This is a genomic window from Agrobacterium sp. NPDC089420 (assembly GCF_044900305.1).
Lineage (GTDB): Bacteria > Pseudomonadota > Alphaproteobacteria > Rhizobiales > Rhizobiaceae > Agrobacterium.
Map to the genome: position 1 here is coordinate 25,623 of NZ_JBJDMY010000007.1, position 17,191 is coordinate 42,813.

Annotated in this window: 15 protein-coding genes; 5 read left to right on the forward strand and 10 right to left on the reverse strand. The window is 61.1% G+C overall.

Features of this window, described 5'->3' with window-relative positions; genetic code table 11:
* The first annotated feature begins 84 nt into the window (after positions 1-84).
* Positions 85-1,239 (forward strand): DUF2336 domain-containing protein, encoded by a 1,155-nt coding sequence (locus tag ACI2KA_RS12795; RefSeq protein WP_404502557.1) that lies wholly within the window; start codon positions 85-87, stop codon positions 1,237-1,239.
* A 175-nt stretch (positions 1,240-1,414) separates the two neighbouring features.
* On the opposite strand, the gene ACI2KA_RS12800 is transcribed toward ACI2KA_RS12795, so the two are convergent.
* Entirely contained in the window at positions 1,415-1,834 is a 420-nt protein-coding gene (locus ACI2KA_RS12800) for a hypothetical protein (protein ID WP_404502559.1), read from the reverse strand.
* Between the two features lie 106 nt (positions 1,835-1,940).
* Here ACI2KA_RS12800 and ACI2KA_RS12805 point away from each other — a divergent pair, with 106 nt between their 5' ends.
* Positions 1,941-2,396 (forward strand): GNAT family N-acetyltransferase, encoded by a 456-nt coding sequence (locus ACI2KA_RS12805; RefSeq protein ID WP_404502561.1) that lies wholly within the window; start codon positions 1,941-1,943, stop codon positions 2,394-2,396.
* A gap of 244 nt (positions 2,397-2,640) precedes the next feature.
* On the opposite strand, the gene ACI2KA_RS12810 is transcribed toward ACI2KA_RS12805, so the two are convergent.
* The gene (locus ACI2KA_RS12810) at positions 2,641-3,876 is read right to left on the reverse strand and encodes an AI-2E family transporter (protein ID WP_404502563.1); all 1,236 of its coding nucleotides are present in this window, start codon (positions 3,874-3,876) and stop codon (positions 2,641-2,643) included.
* A gap of 233 nt (positions 3,877-4,109) precedes the next feature.
* Here ACI2KA_RS12810 and ACI2KA_RS12815 point away from each other — a divergent pair, with 233 nt between their 5' ends.
* Entirely contained in the window at positions 4,110-5,843 is a 1,734-nt protein-coding gene (locus ACI2KA_RS12815) for an ABC transporter ATP-binding protein (protein ID WP_404502565.1), read from the forward strand.
* A 31-nt stretch (positions 5,844-5,874) separates the two neighbouring features.
* Here the strand turns inward: ACI2KA_RS12815 and ACI2KA_RS12820 are convergent, their stop codons facing one another.
* Both ACI2KA_RS12820 and ACI2KA_RS12825 read right to left on the reverse strand, forming a co-directional pair.
* Positions 5,875-6,102, reverse strand: coding sequence for a hypothetical protein (locus tag ACI2KA_RS12820; RefSeq protein WP_404502567.1), 228 nt, complete (start codon positions 6,100-6,102; stop codon positions 5,875-5,877).
* A gap of 198 nt (positions 6,103-6,300) precedes the next feature.
* Positions 6,301-6,666, reverse strand: coding sequence for a VOC family protein (locus tag ACI2KA_RS12825; RefSeq protein WP_404502569.1), 366 nt, complete (start codon positions 6,664-6,666; stop codon positions 6,301-6,303).
* A gap of 318 nt (positions 6,667-6,984) precedes the next feature.
* Here ACI2KA_RS12825 and ACI2KA_RS12830 point away from each other — a divergent pair, with 318 nt between their 5' ends.
* A complete protein-coding gene (locus tag ACI2KA_RS12830) occupies positions 6,985-8,310 on the forward strand; it encodes an Nramp family divalent metal transporter (protein ID WP_404502571.1) in 1,326 nt (441 codons plus the stop codon).
* Between the two features lie 6 nt (positions 8,311-8,316).
* Here the strand turns inward: ACI2KA_RS12830 and ACI2KA_RS12835 are convergent, their stop codons facing one another.
* The 6 genes from ACI2KA_RS12835 to ACI2KA_RS12860 form a co-directional block, all read right to left on the reverse strand.
* On the reverse strand, positions 8,317-8,649 hold the full coding sequence (locus ACI2KA_RS12835; RefSeq protein WP_404502573.1) for a helix-turn-helix domain-containing protein: 333 nt from the start codon (positions 8,647-8,649) through the stop codon (positions 8,317-8,319).
* Positions 8,639-8,917 (reverse strand): BrnT family toxin, encoded by a 279-nt coding sequence (locus ACI2KA_RS12840; RefSeq protein ID WP_404502575.1) that lies wholly within the window; start codon positions 8,915-8,917, stop codon positions 8,639-8,641. Before ACI2KA_RS12840 ends, ACI2KA_RS12835 begins: the two co-directional genes overlap by 11 nt.
* A gap of 113 nt (positions 8,918-9,030) precedes the next feature.
* Positions 9,031-12,849, reverse strand: a complete 3,819-nt coding sequence (locus ACI2KA_RS12845) for a vitamin B12-dependent ribonucleotide reductase (RefSeq protein ID WP_404502577.1) — start codon at positions 12,847-12,849, stop codon at positions 9,031-9,033.
* 830 nt (positions 12,850-13,679) lie between these two features.
* The gene (gene gpt, locus ACI2KA_RS12850) at positions 13,680-14,177 is read right to left on the reverse strand and encodes a xanthine phosphoribosyltransferase (protein ID WP_404502579.1); all 498 of its coding nucleotides are present in this window, start codon (positions 14,175-14,177) and stop codon (positions 13,680-13,682) included.
* Between the two features lie 295 nt (positions 14,178-14,472).
* On the reverse strand, positions 14,473-15,318 hold the full coding sequence (locus ACI2KA_RS12855; protein ID WP_404502581.1) for a universal stress protein: 846 nt from the start codon (positions 15,316-15,318) through the stop codon (positions 14,473-14,475).
* Between the two features lie 104 nt (positions 15,319-15,422).
* Positions 15,423-16,214 carry a competence/damage-inducible protein A gene (locus ACI2KA_RS12860; RefSeq protein WP_404502982.1) on the reverse strand — a complete coding sequence of 264 codons (792 nt, stop codon included), beginning with the start codon at positions 16,212-16,214 and terminating at the stop codon, positions 15,423-15,425.
* Between the two features lie 277 nt (positions 16,215-16,491).
* Here ACI2KA_RS12860 and wrbA point away from each other — a divergent pair, with 277 nt between their 5' ends.
* The gene (wrbA, locus tag ACI2KA_RS12865) at positions 16,492-17,091 is read left to right on the forward strand and encodes an NAD(P)H:quinone oxidoreductase type IV (RefSeq protein WP_404502984.1); all 600 of its coding nucleotides are present in this window, start codon (positions 16,492-16,494) and stop codon (positions 17,089-17,091) included.
* Positions 17,092-17,191 lie beyond the last annotated feature (100 nt).

Sequence of the window (17,191 nt, forward strand, 5' to 3'; positions counted from 1 at the left end):
CTTTATGGTGAACCAAACGTAAACCATTTGCGCCTAGAGTTTTATACATGGCGGCGGCGATGATGCCGCCATCCATTGTTGCGAATGTGTTTCGAGGCTCAGGTGATCGTACAGGCATTTCTTCGCTGGTCTGAAAAGGCTGGATCGACCGAGCGGGCAAAGGCTGCCAATGCCCTCGGCCGCGCCTATCTGCAGTCCGGCATGGCGCGGGAAAACCGCGACGCCGCCTATATGGCGATGACCTATCTGCTCGACGATCCGTCGCCGCGGGTACGGTTGGCGCTCGCCGAGGCGCTGGCGGACGCCCAGGACGCGCCGCGCGCCATTCTTGTTTCCCTTGCCGAAGATCAGCCGGAAATCGCCTGCACGGTGATTGCCCGTTCACCGGCTCTCGGCGAGGCCGATCTGGTCGATCTCGCCGGCCGCGGCGAAAGCCTGACGCGGTCCCTGATTGCCGCAAGGCCCGGCCTGCCGCGCGGGGTCTGCGCGGCGCTTGCCGAAGTCGGCGACCTGCCGGAAACCATCATCCTGCTCGAAAATGAAGAGGCCTTCATCACGCCGTTTTCACTGCGGCGCATTGCCGAGCGCCATGGTTCGGACGCCGACATCCGCGACCTCCTGCTGCGCCGCGACGAGTTGCCCGCCGATGCGCGTCATCTGCTGATGGGCCGCATCAGCGAAGCGCTGGCGGGTTCAGGGCTGGTTCATGCGATGATCGCGCGCAGCCGCGCCGACAGTCTTTTCCGCGAGGCGGAGGATTCCGCCACCATCCTCATCGCCGCCGGCGTTCCCTCGCCGGAAATGCCGGCGCTGGTGGAACATCTGCGCCAGAGGCTGGAGCTGACGCCGGCGCTGCTCATCCACGCCGTCTGTTCGGGGCGTCTGGAATTCTTCACTGCGGCGATGGTCAATCTCTCCGGCCTCGAAGACCGCAAGGTACGCGCCATTCTGGCAACCGGCCGGCCGCATGCGCTGAAGGCCCTGTTCCAGTCGATCGGTCTTTCTGGCGATGTCGTCGACGTCTTCATCGAGGCGACGCTGATGTGGCGGCGCGCCGCCCGTTCGCAGCTTTCGGAGGCGGCGGCCTCCGTCTCGGCCGAGTTGCTGGCGCATTTTCGCGACGTCGACGGCTCGGAAACGCTGTTCGAACTGCTGCATGCCGTGCGCAAGCTCGCTGTTGCGGAAGAACGGCAGAAGGCGCGGTATTATGCGCAAGCGCTTTCGGTCGAGGCGGCGTAAGAGCTGGTTGTTTTCCGGCTTATGCAAATCCCCTGAGTGCCCTAATTTTCCGATGAAGTGCATCCTCTCACCCTCATTCCTGTGACAAGCACAGGAATGAGGGCGTGGGCGCTTTCCTCTCAGAGGAAAACTCTGCGTCGCAGCGGCAAAGAAACTGGCGTGGCATTTCCCGCAATCACTTATCGAACCGCTTGGCAATCCACGAATAGCTGTTTTCGACCATCCTGACCGGCGTTCCCAGGAAGTGCTTTATGCCCTCGGTGGAAGGCAGGATGCGGCTGACGCGGCTGATCGCCTGTCTGGTGAGGCTTTCCTCTTCCTTCGGCGTAACCGCCGCCGTTGCCGGCTGTGCATCGGCGGGTGCCGCAGCAGGGGGCTGCGTGCCGGCCGTCTGCGGGCTCTGTTCGCCCGGCGTCTGGCACACGGCCACCACGACCGGGTAGGACGCATTGGCGTAGCGTTCCAGTTCCTTTTCCGACACGGCGTCGCAGAGCTCGATGCTTGTCCAGCGCTGCTGCGAGGTGGCGAGATAATGGCAATCGGTGGCGCTGTCGTCGCAGCCAAGGAAGGTCATGAGAACGAGGGCTGTTTTCATGGGGTGTGTTGCCTCTGTCGGGAATAATGCTCTAGAAACTCATCTATCGCGATTGCAGTGACATTACGACGAAATACGCATTTTTTGAGAGAAAGCAGGCATCGCATTGGCCACCGAAATCAAGCTTGAAACTCCCCGGCAGGAAGCGGTCTTGCGGCTCATCGACCTTTCCAACGCCTATATGGCCTCGCTTTATCCCGCCGAGAGCAATCATCTGGTCGATATCGGCCAGCTGGAGAAGGACAATGTCTCGTTTTTCGTGGCCCGGCACGAGGGCCGCGTGGTCGGCTGCGGCGCGCTGGTGGAGGCGGGCGACGGCACTGCGGAGGTCAAGCGCATGTTCGTCGATCCCGATGCGCGGGGATTGCGGATCGGCAAGCTGATCATGGATACGCTCGTTGCGCGTGGCGTCGAACTTGGCCTTTCCGCCATCCGGCTCGAAACCGGCATCAGCCAGCCGGAAGCGATCGGTCTTTACCGCAAGGCGGGATTTGTGGAGATCGAGGCTTTTGCGCCCTACAGGCCGGATCCGCTGAGTCTGTTCATGGAGAAGGCGCTTTAAGCCTACGCGGGATATTACCGCATCCTGCACGCCGTCCTCCGCCCAGCCACGGCTGTCCGGTCTGGATTCCACGGGTAAACATTCTCTCGGCGTCATCCTCGGCCCCACGCCTAGGATCCGGTCCCGTATCGTGGGATCAACCGGCGGCAGATGCTCGGGACACAGGCCCGAGCATGACGGATGCGGGGCTTGAGGATTATCTGTCGGCCCGGAGCAGCGGCGTCTGCCGCCGGCCTCACCAATCTCAAAACGCTGCTTTGCGAAACGCCGTCGTTTCCTCGCTATTGTCTTCAAGCGCGGCAATCTCATCAACGGCGTCTTCCTGCTTGGGCGGCGGAGGCGCAGCCTCGGCGCTGGCGGAAGAGAGTTCCACTTCACGCACCCATTCGCGCCAGATCGCGACCAGAAGCGCCATCAGCACCGGGCCGATGAAGAGGCCGAGGAAACCCATGGTCTTGACGCCGCCGACAAGGCCGAAAAAGGTGGGCAGGAATGGCAGCTTGATCGGTCCGCCGACGAGTTTCGGGCGGATGGTCTTGTCGACGATGAAGAGTTCGACCGAACCCCAGACGAACAGCGCCAGACCGTAGGCAGGCGAGCCGCTGGCGACCAGATAGATCGACACCAGCGTAAACGAGAGCGGTGCGCCGCCGGGAATGAGCGCCATGACGCCGGTGAGCACGCCCAGCGTGACGGGCGAGGGCACGCCGGCGATCCAGTAGGCGACGCCGAGGATGATGCCTTCGCCGATGGCGATCAGCGTCATGCCGGTGACGGTGGAGCTGATGGTGGCGGGCACGACGCGGGAAATGCGCTCCCAGCGTGTCGGCAGGATGCGTTCGCCTACGAGGTCGACCTGGCGGGTGAAGCCCGCGCCGTTGCGGTAAACGAAGAACAGCGCGATCAGCATGAAGAGCAGGGTCAGCACCAGATGGAAGGCGCCGTTGCCGGCGGCCAGGATCGCCCGGTAGATATTGCCGATATTGGCGCCGCTGACGAGCTGGATGACCTCGCCGATGGCGCCCGGCGTGCCGATATATTTCACCCATTGCTCGCTGAGCCACGGGCCGATGCCGGGCAGCGCCGCGATCCATTCGGGCACCGGCGCGCCGGTCTTGTTGACATGCACCGCCCAGCCGAACCATTCGCGGATTTCACTTGCCGTATAGGAGGCGGCGATGAAGATCGGCACCACGAGGAAGGCGAGGATGAGGATGATGGCGATGGTGGCGCCGAGCGTGGTGTTGCCGCCCACCTGCCGCAAAAGCCGGGTATAGACCGGCCAGCTGGCGAAGCCGATGACGAGGGCGGCGAGAACCGGAACCAGAAAACCGTGGAAGAAATAAATGCCCGCAAGGGCGACGAGAACGAGAAGCCAGCGCGCAGCCGAAATCGGCGGGATCAGGGCGATCCGCGTCGGGCTGGCGGGACCAAGCCATCTCGGTTCGCCACTCTGCTTACGGCTGTCATTGTTACTCACGGCAGGCTCTTTCTCGCATTCTCCCCCAAAAGGGGTGCATTCACTCTGTCACACCGATACATATAAGTGCAATATAATCCGATCACATTACCGTTGTGTGTTTATTGCGGAAGCTATTGAACGATTTTGGTAAAAATAGAACATCGGTCTTGGCGCGCGCATTGAAATATGACAATTAAACTCCCGTTTTTCCGCGGCGCGCGTTTTGCCGCGCCCGCTCTCCAGGTCATGCCATGCTGCGCCGTTTCTTCGCCTATTACCGTCCCTATCGTGGTCTCTTCATCCTCGACTTTTCCTGCGCGGTTTTGTCCGGCGTGCTGGAACTCGGTTTTCCGATGGCCGTGAAGGCCTTTGTCGACGTGCTTTTGCCGGGCGGTGAATGGGCCATCATCCTGGCCGCCTCCGTGGGGCTGCTTGTCATCTACGTGCTGAATACCGGGCTGATGGCGACCGTCACCTATTGGGGACACATGCTCGGCATCAATATCGAAACCGACATGCGGCGGCTTGCCTTCGATCATCTGCAGAAGCTCTCCTTCCGTTATTTCGACAACCAGAAGACCGGGCATCTGGTCGGGCGGCTGACCAAGGATCTGGAAGAGATCGGCGAGGTGGCCCATCACGGTCCGGAAGATCTGTTCATCGCCATCATGACCTTCATCGGCGCCTTCCTGCTGATGCTGTCGGTCAACGTGCCGCTGGCGCTCATCACCGCCGCCGTCGTGCCGGTTACCGCCTGGGTGACCAGCCGTTACGGCGGCCGCATGACGCAGAATTTCCGCGCGCTTTATGGCCGGGTGGGGGACTTCAACGCCCGTATCGAGGAAAATGTCGGCGGCATGCGGGTGGTGCAGGCCTTCGCCAACGAGGACCACGAGCGCGCGCTGTTCGAGAAGGACAACCAGAAATACCGCCGCACCAAGCTCGACGCCTACAAGATCATGGCGGCCAGCACCTCGCTCAGCTATATGAGCATGCGCCTGACGCAGATGATCGTGATGATCTGCGGCGCCTGGTTCGTGCTGACGGGTAGCCTGACGGAAGGCGGTTTTGTCGGCTTCCTGCTGCTGGTCGGCGTGTTTTTCCGGCCGGTGGAAAAGATCAATTCGGTCATCGAGACCTATCCGAAGGGCATTGCCGGGTTCCGCCGCTTCACTGAACTTCTGGATACCGCGCCCGATATCGTCGATGCGCCGGATGCGATTGAGGCGCCGGCGCTTTCCGGCGCCATCGAATATCGCCATGTCGGTTTCGGTTATGCCGAGGGCAAACAGGTGCTTACCAATATCGACCTGAAGATCAGCGCCGGCGAGACGGTCGCTTTCGTTGGCCCGTCCGGGGCAGGCAAGACGACGCTCTGCTCGCTTCTGCCGCGCTTTTACGATGTCACCAGCGGTGCGATCACCATTGACGGCATCGATATCCGCAAGATGAAGCTCGCGTCGCTGCGCAACCAGATCGGCATCGTGCAGCAGGATGTCTTCCTGTTCGGCGGCACGATCCGCGAGAATATCGAATATGGCCGGCTTGGCGCTTCTGACGCGCAGATCATGGATGCCGCGCGTCGCGCGCGTCTCGACAGCGTCATCGAGGCCATGCCGCTCGGGCTTGATACTGTCATCGGCGAGCGTGGTGTGAAATTGTCGGGCGGGCAGAAGCAACGCCTTGCCATCGCCCGCATGTTCCTCAAGAACCCGCCGATCCTCATTCTGGACGAGGCGACCTCGGCGCTCGACACGGAAACCGAACGGGCCATCCAGCAATCGCTGACGGAGCTTGCCAGAGGCCGCACCACGCTCGTCATCGCCCACCGGCTGGCGACGATCCGCGATGCCTCGCGCATCGTGGTGGTGGACCAGACAGGCATTGCTGAAACCGGCGGCCATGCCGAACTTCTGGCCGCCAAGGGCCATTACAGCCGCCTGCACGAGGCGCAGTTCAGCGGGCATCTTGCCGGCCTCAGCTGATTGAGCGCGGCGTGTGCTGCGCTGTTTTCGCTTATCCGCCGTTTTCCGCTGCCCGTTCCTCCACGATGCCGGAATTGGGCTCCGGCTTGCCGGGATGGCTGGTGACCAGATAACCCATGGCGACGGCGGCGGCGACCACGAACAAGAGCACGATGCCGCTGATCGTCATCAGCCAGTCGCGCGGCCGTCGATGCGCCATGATATATTCCGGCCATCGGCTCGGATGGTTCACCAGGCTGAATTTATTGCGGTGTCGCATGAGCTTCCCCGGAATTCAGTTGCTTCCTGAAAGATCAACGCCGGCATGCGCGCGGCTGTTCCGCGCCCGCCGGGCAGGCGCAATGACAAGGCCGTGAGGACCGTGACAGGCGCGGCCGGAGCTTTCGCAGCAACGGGCGCGGCGCGCAAACCGGAAGGATGTCCCGTCCATTCTTCGGTTCGCGACGCAACCGGCCGATCAGGCGGACTGGATCGCGATGCGGTTTCCCTCGCTGTCGGAAATTTCGGCGACGAAGAGCGTGTCATCGACCGGCGTTTTGGCAAACAGGATTTCGCTGCCTTGCCGCACGGCTCTCTCGAGCACGTCGTCAATGTCCTTCACGCCAAGATAGATGATCGCCCCGTCTTTCGTCGGAACATAGGTCTCACCTTGCGCGAGCGCGCCGCTTGCGCCGTCCTTGCCTTCCTCGAAGGGAAAATAGGCCATTTTATTGTCGTGGATCGTGACGATTTCCGCAAAGCTCACATCGAAAACGGCGCCGTAAAAACGCATCGCCCTTTCAATATCAACGACGGGGATTTCGACATGGGCAATCAGGTTCACGCGGCTGCTCCTTCTGAAAGATGCCTGATGTGTATCGCGCCTCTGTGTACATGGTACGTCATCACAACTGTCAATGGGCCGGCGCCGTCGACAGGCGCAAGCCTGCCGCGGGCCGGCGCGCATTGCGGGCCTTCTGCGCGCGCTGGAGGAGGCCGGTTCCGGCTTATTCAACGTTCCCGTGCGGCGATGCGCGCCGGCAAAACGCCCGGCCATCGCCGGTGAGCGCATGCCGCTCAAAAGCCCGCTTGCCAGCCTCTTCCGTTTATGCGAATGATTTGCAATTGCATCACATCATCCTCCCTTTTGAAAGTTCAGATAATGGACAGGCCTGTCTTTGGATGGCGGCGGAATGGCGACGATCTGTCGCTGTCCGACGTGCATGGTTCGATCAGGATCAAGCCGAATGCCGGCACGTTTCGCCGGGCGATGGCGTTTTTCGGACCGGGCTATCTCGTTGCGGTCGGTTACATGGATCCGGGCAACTGGGCGACATCGCTCGCCGGCGGCTCCAAATTCGGTTACACGCTGCTCACCGTCGCGCTGGTTTCGAACATCATGGCGATCGTGCTGCAATCGCTCTGCGCCCGTCTGGCGATCGCCTCCGGCCGCGATCTCGCCCAGGCGTGTCGTGACGCCTATCCGAAACCCGTGGCCATGGTTCTGTGGCTGCTGGCGGAAATCGCCATCATCGCCACCGATATTGCCGAGGTGATCGGCACGGCCATCGGCCTCAACCTGATCTTCGGCATTCCGCTGGAACTGGGCGTTCTCATCACCGCGCTCGATGTCTTCCTGATCCTTTATCTGCAGAAGCTCGGTTTCCGCTGGGTGGAGGCGCTGGTCATCACGCTGCTTGGCGTCATCGCCGTGTGTTTCGCCATTCAGGTGGCGCTCGCCGATCCCGACTGGGGGCAGGTGATCCTCGGTTTTGCGCCGACGACCGAGATCGTTACCAATCCGGACATGCTCTATCTGGCGCTCGGCATTCTGGGTGCGACTGTCATGCCGCATAATCTCTATCTGCATTCCGGCATCGTGCAGACCCGCGAAATCGGCGAAACCCTTGCCGAAAAACGCGAGGCGCTGAAATTCGCGACGCTCGATTCCACCATCGCGCTGATGTTTGCGCTGCTCATCAACGCCTCGATCCTCATTCTGGCGGCGGCGACCTTCAACAAGGCGGGGCAGACCAATGTCGCCGAACTCGGCGAAGCGCATAATCTGCTGGCGCCGCTGCTCGGCCTTGCCATTGCGCCGACGCTGTTCGGCGTGGCGCTTTTATGCTGCGGCATCAATTCCACCGTCACGGCAACGCTTGCCGGCCAGATCGTGATGGAAGGGTTTCTCAAGATGCGGCTCGCCCCCTGGCTGCGCCGCCTCATCACCCGCGCCATCGCCATCGTACCCGCCGCCTGCGTCACCATCTTCTATGGCGACAGCGGCACGGCGGAACTGCTGATCCTGACGCAGGTGGTGCTCAGCCTGCAACTCTCCTTCGCCGTCTTCCCGCTGGTGATGTTCACCGCCGACAAGGCCAAGATGGGTGAGTTGCGCTCGCCGCTGTGGCTCTCGGCCTTTGCCTGGCTGATCGCGGTGGTGATTGCGGGGTTGAATGTGAAGTTGCTGCTGGATTTTATGGGGTGAGGCGGGTCAGGCCGCGCCCTTTCGGAGCGCGGCTGCCGTTCCCTCGGGGTCAACGGCGATGACTTTCAGATAGGCGCGGGCCGGTTGATCCGGCTCGCTGCGGCCCTGTTCCCAATCGCGCAGGGTCCCGAGCGGAATATGATAACGGACGGAGAACTCTTCCTGTGTCAGCTTCAGCGCCCGGCGGATGATCTTGATGCGCGGCATTCTGGGTGCCGAGGCGAGCTGTTTGGCGGAAAGCGGCGGATTGTCTGGATCGGCCAGCGCATTGGCTTCCGCTTCTTCGTCGGTCATGGCGTGAAGACGGACCCAGTCGGTTTGATCGATTTTACCAGCCATCGTCGCCATATTCCTTACGCTCTGCACGTGTCGCTTTTCGTGCGGAAATGATGCGGATTGTTTCGCTTCGTTCGGTGTAGATAACGGTCAGAACCAATCCGTTGCCTAATCCCACTATACGCCGTCGAACTTCACCATAATTCGCCGAACGGTCTTCCATATCCACAGCGAAGGGATCGTCAAAAACGTTGCGGGCGGTTTCAAAACTGACGCCATGTTTGGCGAGATTGGTTGACGCCTTATGTGCATCCCATTCGAAATATAACATTGTGAACTACGGGTTTCCAGTAGTGCAATAAATAAAACATCAAAACAATAAGGGCTCCTTCATATCTGAAAGAGCCCTCAAGATTAATCATTTTTTGGTGCCTAAGCTAACGCTTAGCTGCAACCGCTCGTCGCACCGCAAGTATCGCACTTCTCGCAAGTGCCATTCCGCACCATCGTGAAGTTCTGGCATTCCGAGCACATGTTGCCGGTATACCCTTGAGCAATCGAGCGCATGCGGCGTTCGTTTTCCACCTTCTTGGCTTCCGTCTTGGCCGAAGCAGCGTCTGCGGCGGCCTTGTCGGAGAAGAGGGCGGTGGCGGTCTGCTGGGATTCCTGGACGACCTCGTCTATCACTTCCTCGGCGATTTCTTCGGCCAGTTCCTTGGCGCGCTCTTCATAGTCCCGTTTGAAGGAGACGATTTCGGAGGTCGCGATGGCGACAGTCGGTTCCAGCTTGCGGGCGGCGGAGCCGGCAAAGGAGGTCACGTTGGCCGAGGCGCGGGCAGGGGCTGCCGTTGCCGCCCCCTTCGGTTCGGAAGACGAACGTTCGCCGCCATTGCTGGACACCAGCGTCGGCTTGTAGCCGCGGGTCCAGCCGGTGGAAACGAGGTTGGTCTTGCCTTCCTGGATACCCTTGCCGAGCGCCGTATTGGAGAAATCCGACGTATCGACATGGGCCAGATCGTGGCGGCCGAGATAGGAGACGGCGAGTTCGCGGAACACGTAGTCGAGGATCGAGGTCGCGTTCTTAATCGCGTCGTTGCCCTGCACCATGCCGGCCGGTTCGAACTTGGTGAAGGTGAAGGCCTCCACATATTCTTCCAGCGGCACGCCATATTGCAGGCCGAGCGAAATGGCGATGGCGAAGTTGTTCATCATCGCACGGAAGGCCGCACCTTCCTTGTGCATGTCGATGAAGATTTCGCCGATGCGGCCGTCACCGAATTCGCCGGTGCGCAGATAGACCTTGTGCCCGCCGACGGTCGCCTTCTGGGTGTAACCCTGACGGCGGTTCGGCAGCTTTTCCCGCTCGCGCGAGACACGCTCGATGACGCGCTCGACGATCTTTTCGGTGATCGTCACGGCCTGCTGGGCAGCCGGCTGCTGGATCAGCTCTTCGATCAGGTCTTCTTCGTCCTCGTCTTCCACCAGCGAGGCGTTGAGCGGCTGGGAAAGCTTGGAGCCATCGCGGTAAAGGGCGTTTGCCTTCAGCGCCAGTTTCCAGGAGAGCATGTAGGCGCTGCCGCAATCCTCAACCGTCGCGTCGTTCGGCATGTTGATCGTCTTGGAGATCGCACCCGAGATGAAGGGCTGTGCCGCCGCCATCATGCGGATATGCGATTCGACCGAGAGATACCGCTTGCCGATCTTGCCGCAGGGGTTGGCGCAATCGAACACCGCCAGGTGCTCTGCCTTCAGGAACGGTGCGCCTTCCAGCGTCATCGCGCCGCAGACGTGAACGTTCGCCGCTTCGATGTCCTTCTTGCCGAAGCCGAGGTGCTCCAGCAGGTTGAAGCTCATGTCGGCGAGCTGCTCGTCGGAAACTTTCAGCGTCTCCTTGAGGAAGTCGGCGCCGAGCGTCCACTGGTTGAAGACGAATTTGATGTCGAAGGCGCTTTTCAGCGCGCCGTTGACGGCCTCGATCTTCTCATCGGTGAAGCCCTTGGCCTTCAGCGTCGAGGGGTTGATGCCGGGCGCCTGGTTGAGATTGCCATGACCGACGGCATAAGCCTCGATCTCGGCGATCTGGCTTTCGGAATACCCAAGCGAACGCAGCGCATCCGGAACCGCACGGTTGATGATCTTGAAGTAACCGCCGCCGGCGAGCTTCTTGAACTTCACCAGCGCGAAATCGGGCTCGATGCCGGTCGTGTCGCAATCCATCACGAGGCCGATCGTGCCGGTGGGCGCGATAACCGTCGTCTGGGCGTTGCGGTAGCCGTGCTGTTCGCCAAGCGCCAGCGCCTTGTCCCAGGCGGCGACGGCATGGGCGATCAGGTCCTGATCCGGGCAATCGCCATGGATGAGTGCGACCGGGTTGACCGACAGGCCTTCATAACCATTCGCCTCGCCAAGGGCGGCGCGGCGGTGGTTGCGGATGACGCGCAGCATGTTGTCGCGGTTCGGGGCAAAGCCCGGGAAGGGGCCAAGCTCGCCGGCCATTTCGGCCGAGGTGGCGTAAGACACGCCGGTCATGATGGCGGTGAGCGCACCGGCGATGGCGCGGCCTTCGGCGCTGTCATAGGGAATGCCCGAGGACATCAGGAGGCCGCCGATATTGGCGTAACCGAGGCCGAGCGTGCGGTATTCATAGGAGAGTTCGGCGATCTGGCGCGACGGGAACTGCGCCATCATCACCGAGACTTCGAGCACGACGGTCCACAGACGAACGGCATGTTCGTAATCGGCGATATCGATGCGCTTCGTCGCCTGATCCTTGAACTGCAGAAGGTTCAGCGAGGCGAGGTTGCAGGCCGTGTCGTCGAGGAACATATATTCCGAGCACGGGTTGGAGGCGCGGATCGGGCCGGCGGCCGGCGAGGTGTGCCAGTCGTTCATGGTGGTGTTGAAGTGCAGGCCGGGGTCTGCCGATGCCCAGGCGGCGTGGGAAATCTTTTCCCAGAGGTCGCGGGCCTTCAGCGTCTTCATGACCTTGCCGTCCTTGCGGGCGGTGAGGTTCCAGTCGCCGTCATTTTCGACAGCGCGCAGGAAGTCATCCTTCAAGGATACGGAATTGTTGGAGTTCTGGCCGGATACCGTCAGATAGGCTTCCGAATCCCAGTCCGTGTCATAGGTCTTGAACTGGATGTCCTTGTAACCCTGTTCGGCGAACTGGATGACGCGCTTGACGTAGTTCTCCGGCACCATGTCCTTCTTGGCAGCGCGAATTTCGCGCTTCAGGGCAGGGTTTCTGGCCGGGTCGAAGCAATCGCCATTGTCAGCCTCGCAGTTGACGCAGGCCTTCATGATCGCCTTCAGGTGCTTGGCGACGATCTTGGAGCCGGTCACGAGAGCGGCAACCTTCTGCTCCTCGTTCACCTTCCAGTCGATATAGGCTTCGATATCCGGATGGTCGGCATCGACAACGACCATCTTCGCCGCCCGGCGAGTGGTGCCGCCGGACTTGATGGCGCCGGCTGCGCGGTCGCCGATCTTGAGGAAGCTCATCAGGCCGGAGGAGCGGCCGCCGCCGGAAAGCTTTTCGCCTTCGCCGCGCAGATAGGAGAAGTTGGAGCCGGTGCCGGAACCGTATTTGAACAGGCGGGCTTCACGCACCCACAGGTCCATGATGCCGCCTTCATTGACGAGGTCGTCCTCAACGGACTGGATGAAGCAGGCATGCGGCTGCGGATGTTCGTAAGCGGACTTGGACTTGGTCAGCTTGCCGGTGAAGGGGTCGACATAGAAATGGCCCTGGCCGGGGCCATCGATGCCATAGGCCCAGTGCAGGCCGGTGTTGAACCATTGCGGGGAATTCGGCGCAACGCGCTGGGTGGCGAGCATGTAGGCAAGCTCGTCGCGGAAGGCCAGAGCATCTTCTTCGGACGAGAAATATTTGCCCTTCCAGCCCCAATAGGCCCAGGTGCCAGCCAGACGGTCGAAAACCTGACGCGCATCGGTTTCGGAGCCGAAACGCTCGGCTTCCGGCACATCCTTCAGGGCCTTTTCGTCGGGAACGGAGCGCCACAGGAAGGAAGGAACATCGTTTTCCTCGACCTTCTTCAGGAACTTCGGCACGCCGGCCTTGCGGAAATATTTCTGCGCCAGAACGTCGGTGGCAACCTGGCTGAACTGCGCGGGAACGTCGATGTCCGCCAGACGGAACACGATCGATCCGTCCGGGTTCTTGATTTCACTGACGGCCTTGCGGAAGTCGATCTCCGCATAAGGCGATTGGCCGGGCTTCGTGAAGCGGCGTTCAATGCGCATGGTTTCCTGTCCTCGTCCATTGGGCGCCCGGTCAAGGGCGCAAAAATCCGGTCCAGCCGTGCGATGCCTTCGCGCAGCCGGTTGTTGCCGATCTGAAAGGGATGTTCATCCTTGGATGTCATCCCTGTATCTCGTGTTTAAGATGGCTGCAAGCCTACTATATATAGTGTTAACACTTTCCTGCTGCCAGTCCCTGCATCATGTTTTTGGCGGTTCCGCAAGGCGCAGAAAAACCACCGGCGAACCGCCCCCTCATGGCCGGGGCGCCGTTTGGACTTGCGCGCTAAAGATGGAGAAGAACCGGCCTCGTTACTTTCCGGTCCGTTGCCGCCGCAACATAACTGTCACTTTCCTCCTACGGCGTAGATTCGTCAAGCGCTAGATTGAAACGCATTTTTAACCACAAGATATTGTGTGAAGCGCCTGTGGAAAACGGGGAAAGCAAAAGCGCTCAGAAAAATCAGTGACTTGGCGGGAAAGTTTGAAGCTTGCGCGAGGCTGGTTTCCGCAACGGAAAGGCAAAACCCCGCATTTCCGGGGTGAGGCATAATGGCGACACTGCGGTTTTTCCGTGTTTTTTCCGCTGTCGTAAAAGAAGGCTTTTCTCCACAAAAAACCGCCCCGGCGGAGCGGCGAAAGAGTGGATATTGCTGGGGGCGAAGTTTTGCGCGGTTGGTGCATCCGCACTCTGTAACCCCGGACCAGATCCGGGGTCCAGCGCGATCAAGTCCTTGATCGCGAGAGACTCTTCTCACGGCGCAGACGCGCCGTGGCTGGATTCCGGCTCAAGGCCGGAATGACGGAAGAGAAATGGGTTCCCCTGTGGGCAATCAGCCGCGCGATCCCTTGGCGATCGGCTCCTGATAGGTGAAACCCATGTCCCAGGGAAAATAAATCCAGGTGTCCTGGCTGACTTCGGTGACAAACGTGTCGATGGTCGGCACGCCTTTCGGCTTGGCGTAGACGCAGGCGAAATGGGCTCGCGGCAGCATTTCGCGCACTTCCAGTGCCGTCTTGCCGGTATCGGTCAGGTCGTCCAGCACGAGCACGCCTTCGCCGCCATCGGCCGAAAGTTCCGGGGCGACGCCCTTCAGCAGAACCGTTTCGCCCTGATTGACGTAGTCATGGCGGGTGGCGATGCAGACGGTGTCGATCAGGCGAATGTTCAGCTCGCGGGAAATGATCGCCGCCGGCACGAGGCCGCCGCGGGTGATACAGACGATCGCCCGGAACTCTTTGTCGAGACCAGCAAGACGCCAGGCAAGCGCGCGGGCATCACGGTGGAACTGGTCCCAGGAGACGGGAAAGGCTTTATCGGGAAGGGACATGTCGTCTACCATCTGGTCAAAATTGTCGATGGCTTTGGCTAATAGCCGCAAGACCGGCAAAAAGGCAAGCTTTCCGCTTCAAGGACAGAGCTGGAGATTGCCGCTTGTTTCTTCTCCCCGCCGGGGAGACGGTGGCCCGAAGGGCCGGACGAGGGGCAACGTCGCCGTATCTCGCTGCCCTTTTCCCTTATCCCTCATCCCGTTGCCGCGGACTTCTCCCCGGCGGGGAGAAGAAACAAGCGGCGCGCGCTTGTGCCGTGCGAGACGCGGAGGGCATTGCGGCGCTGTTTGCGCCTTAACGCGACAAAAGCGTCATCGCCGTCATGGAATCGAGCAGGGTGCGCGTCACGCCGCCGAACAGCAGTTCCCACCAGCGCGAATGGCCATAGGCGCCCATGACCAGAAGGTCGATGCTGTGATCGGACAGCCGGTTTTCGATGGCCGCCTGCGGCGAGACGCCGGCGATCTTTTCCTGCGAAGTGACCGTGACATTCACGCCGTGGCGGGCAAGCGTGGCGGCCAGTTCCGTGCCGGCCAGGCCCGAGGACTGGGTTTCGCTTTCGCTCTGGTCGACGGAGAAAATCTCGACGCTGTCGGCCGCCTTGAGGAAGGGCAGGGCATCGAAGGTGGCGCGTGTCGCCTCGCGGGAGCCGTTCCAGGCGATCAGGACACGCTTGATCGGCTTGGCCACCGTCAGCACATGCGGCACGAGCAGAACCGGGCGACCGCTTTCATAAAGGAAGCCGTCAATGTCCGAGCGGCTGTCGGAAAGCGCCGAGGCGCTGCTCTGGCGGGCGACGATCAAATCGGCGCAGCGGGCGCTGTCGATCGCCGATGCGGAGGCGTAACCCACCGATGTGACGAAGCTGCGCCATTCATGCGAGACGCCGTTGGCAGACAGGGTACGCTCGAAAAGCGTTCCGACATCGGTGGTTTCCTTGTGCGCCACGTCCTGCAGCGCCTGCACGGTGGCGGGATCGGGAATTTCCATCGGCGCGACCAGCGGAACGGCGGCCAGCGTTTCCATGTGCAGGCCGATCACATGCGAGGAAAACTGATCGGCAAGGCTTACCACGAATTCGCCGAGCTTCTGCGTGTTCGCAACATTGTCGACCACTGCCAATATCGTTTTGTAACCCATTTCTCTCTCCTCGGTGACATGTCGTTTCTAGGGGGAGAGTGGCCGTCTTTGCCGATGGCCACCTTGATTTTGGTCAACCCTTTTTGTCTCGGGCCGTTTCCGTTTCAGGCGGTTGCATCGCCCTTTCCGGCCGCCAGCCTTTTTTCCTGGCCGATGGTTTCGATCATGGCGGCAACCGCATCGGTCGCCGCCTTCAGCACGCCGGCGTCACGGGCGCGCACGACGATTTCCGTCGAGAAGCGCTGCCCGTCATATTTCGGATAGGAGCCGATGCTGGTTTCGGGATGGGCCTTCTGGATGGCCGTCAGCGGCGTGCCGATATCGCCCTCGCCATAGGGCGAGCGCACGGCCTGCGACATGACCTTCGCGCCGGTGCGCAGGGTCGGCATGACATTGTCGAGCATGGCCTGGAACACCTGCGGCACGCCGGCCATGACATAAACATTGCCGATGACGAAGCCGGGGGCGACGGAAACCGGATTGGCGATGTGTGCGGCACCTTTTGGCATGCGCGCCATGCGCTTGCGCGCCTCGGTGAATTCCATCTCGCGGACGCGGTACATATCCCCCAGCAGGCGCAAGGCCTCGGCATCGTGTTCGCAGGGCAGGCCGAAGGCCACGGATACCGCATCCGCGGTGATGTCGTCATGGGTCGGGCCGATGCCACCCGACGTAAAGACATAATCATGGCGGCTGCGCAGCGCATTCAGCGCCTCGACGATCGCTTCCTCCTCGTCGGCGACGATGCGCACTTCCTTGAGATCGATCCCGGACATGGTCAGCACATCCGCGAGATGGCCGATATTCTTGTCCTTGGTGCGCCCCGACAGCAGCTCGTCGCCGATGGCGAGCATGGCGGCGGTGACAACGGAGGAGGTGGAGGAGGGATTGGACATGGTTGCACTCGTCATCTGTTTCAGCCGACGTTAACGCCGCGCCAGTGCGAATGCAAAGCGGTTTTGAAGAAAGGCAAGCTGGGGAATGGTTGACGATGGCACTGCGCGTTCACTCATGGTGAACAGTGCGTATGCCAATCCCCAACTGGCGGGATGCCGACCGGTCCGCTACCTTCCCGGCATATGTTTTTACGGGTCAACGCCGATGATCATCGAGTTTTTGAAGAAGCTTGTCGCCGGTACGCCGGAAACCATTCCAGCAAAGGAAACCAAGAGAATGACGAAGGTTCTGGTACTGTATTACTCTTCATACGGCCATATCGAGAAGATGGCCTATGCCGTCGCCGAGGGTGTGACGTCCACCGGCGCACAAGCCGTGGTCAAGCGCGTTCCCGAACTCGTTCCGGAAGAGGTGGCCAAGTCCTCCCATTTCAAGCTGGACCAGCCCGCACCGGTGGCGACGGTGGACGAACTTGCCGATTACGACGCCATCATCGTCGGCGCCGGCACGCGCTTCGGCACGGTCGCCTCGCAGATGCGCAATTTCTGGGACCAGACCGGCGGCCTGTGGTTTAATGGCAAGCTGGTGGGCAAGGTCGGTTCGGCCTTCACTTCGTCCGCCACCCAGCACGGCGGTCAGGAATCGACCATTCTCGGTTTCATTCCCACCTTCCTGCACCATGGCATGGCTGTTGTCGGTCTGCCCTATGCCTTCCAGGGCCAGATGGGCGTCGACGAGATCAAGGGCGGTTCGCCCTATGGCGCTTCCACCATTACCGATGGCGACGGTTCGCGCCAGCCATCCGACATCGAACTGGAAGGCGCACGCTTCCAGGGCGCGCATGTGGCGAAGATCGCGGCCAAGCTTTCGGCCTGAGCCTGAAGCCTGATTGAAAAGAAATGCGGCCCGAAAGGCCGCATTTTCTTGGTCCGACAGCGTCGGATCATCTCAGCCGCGGCGAGGGGATTTCCAGGCG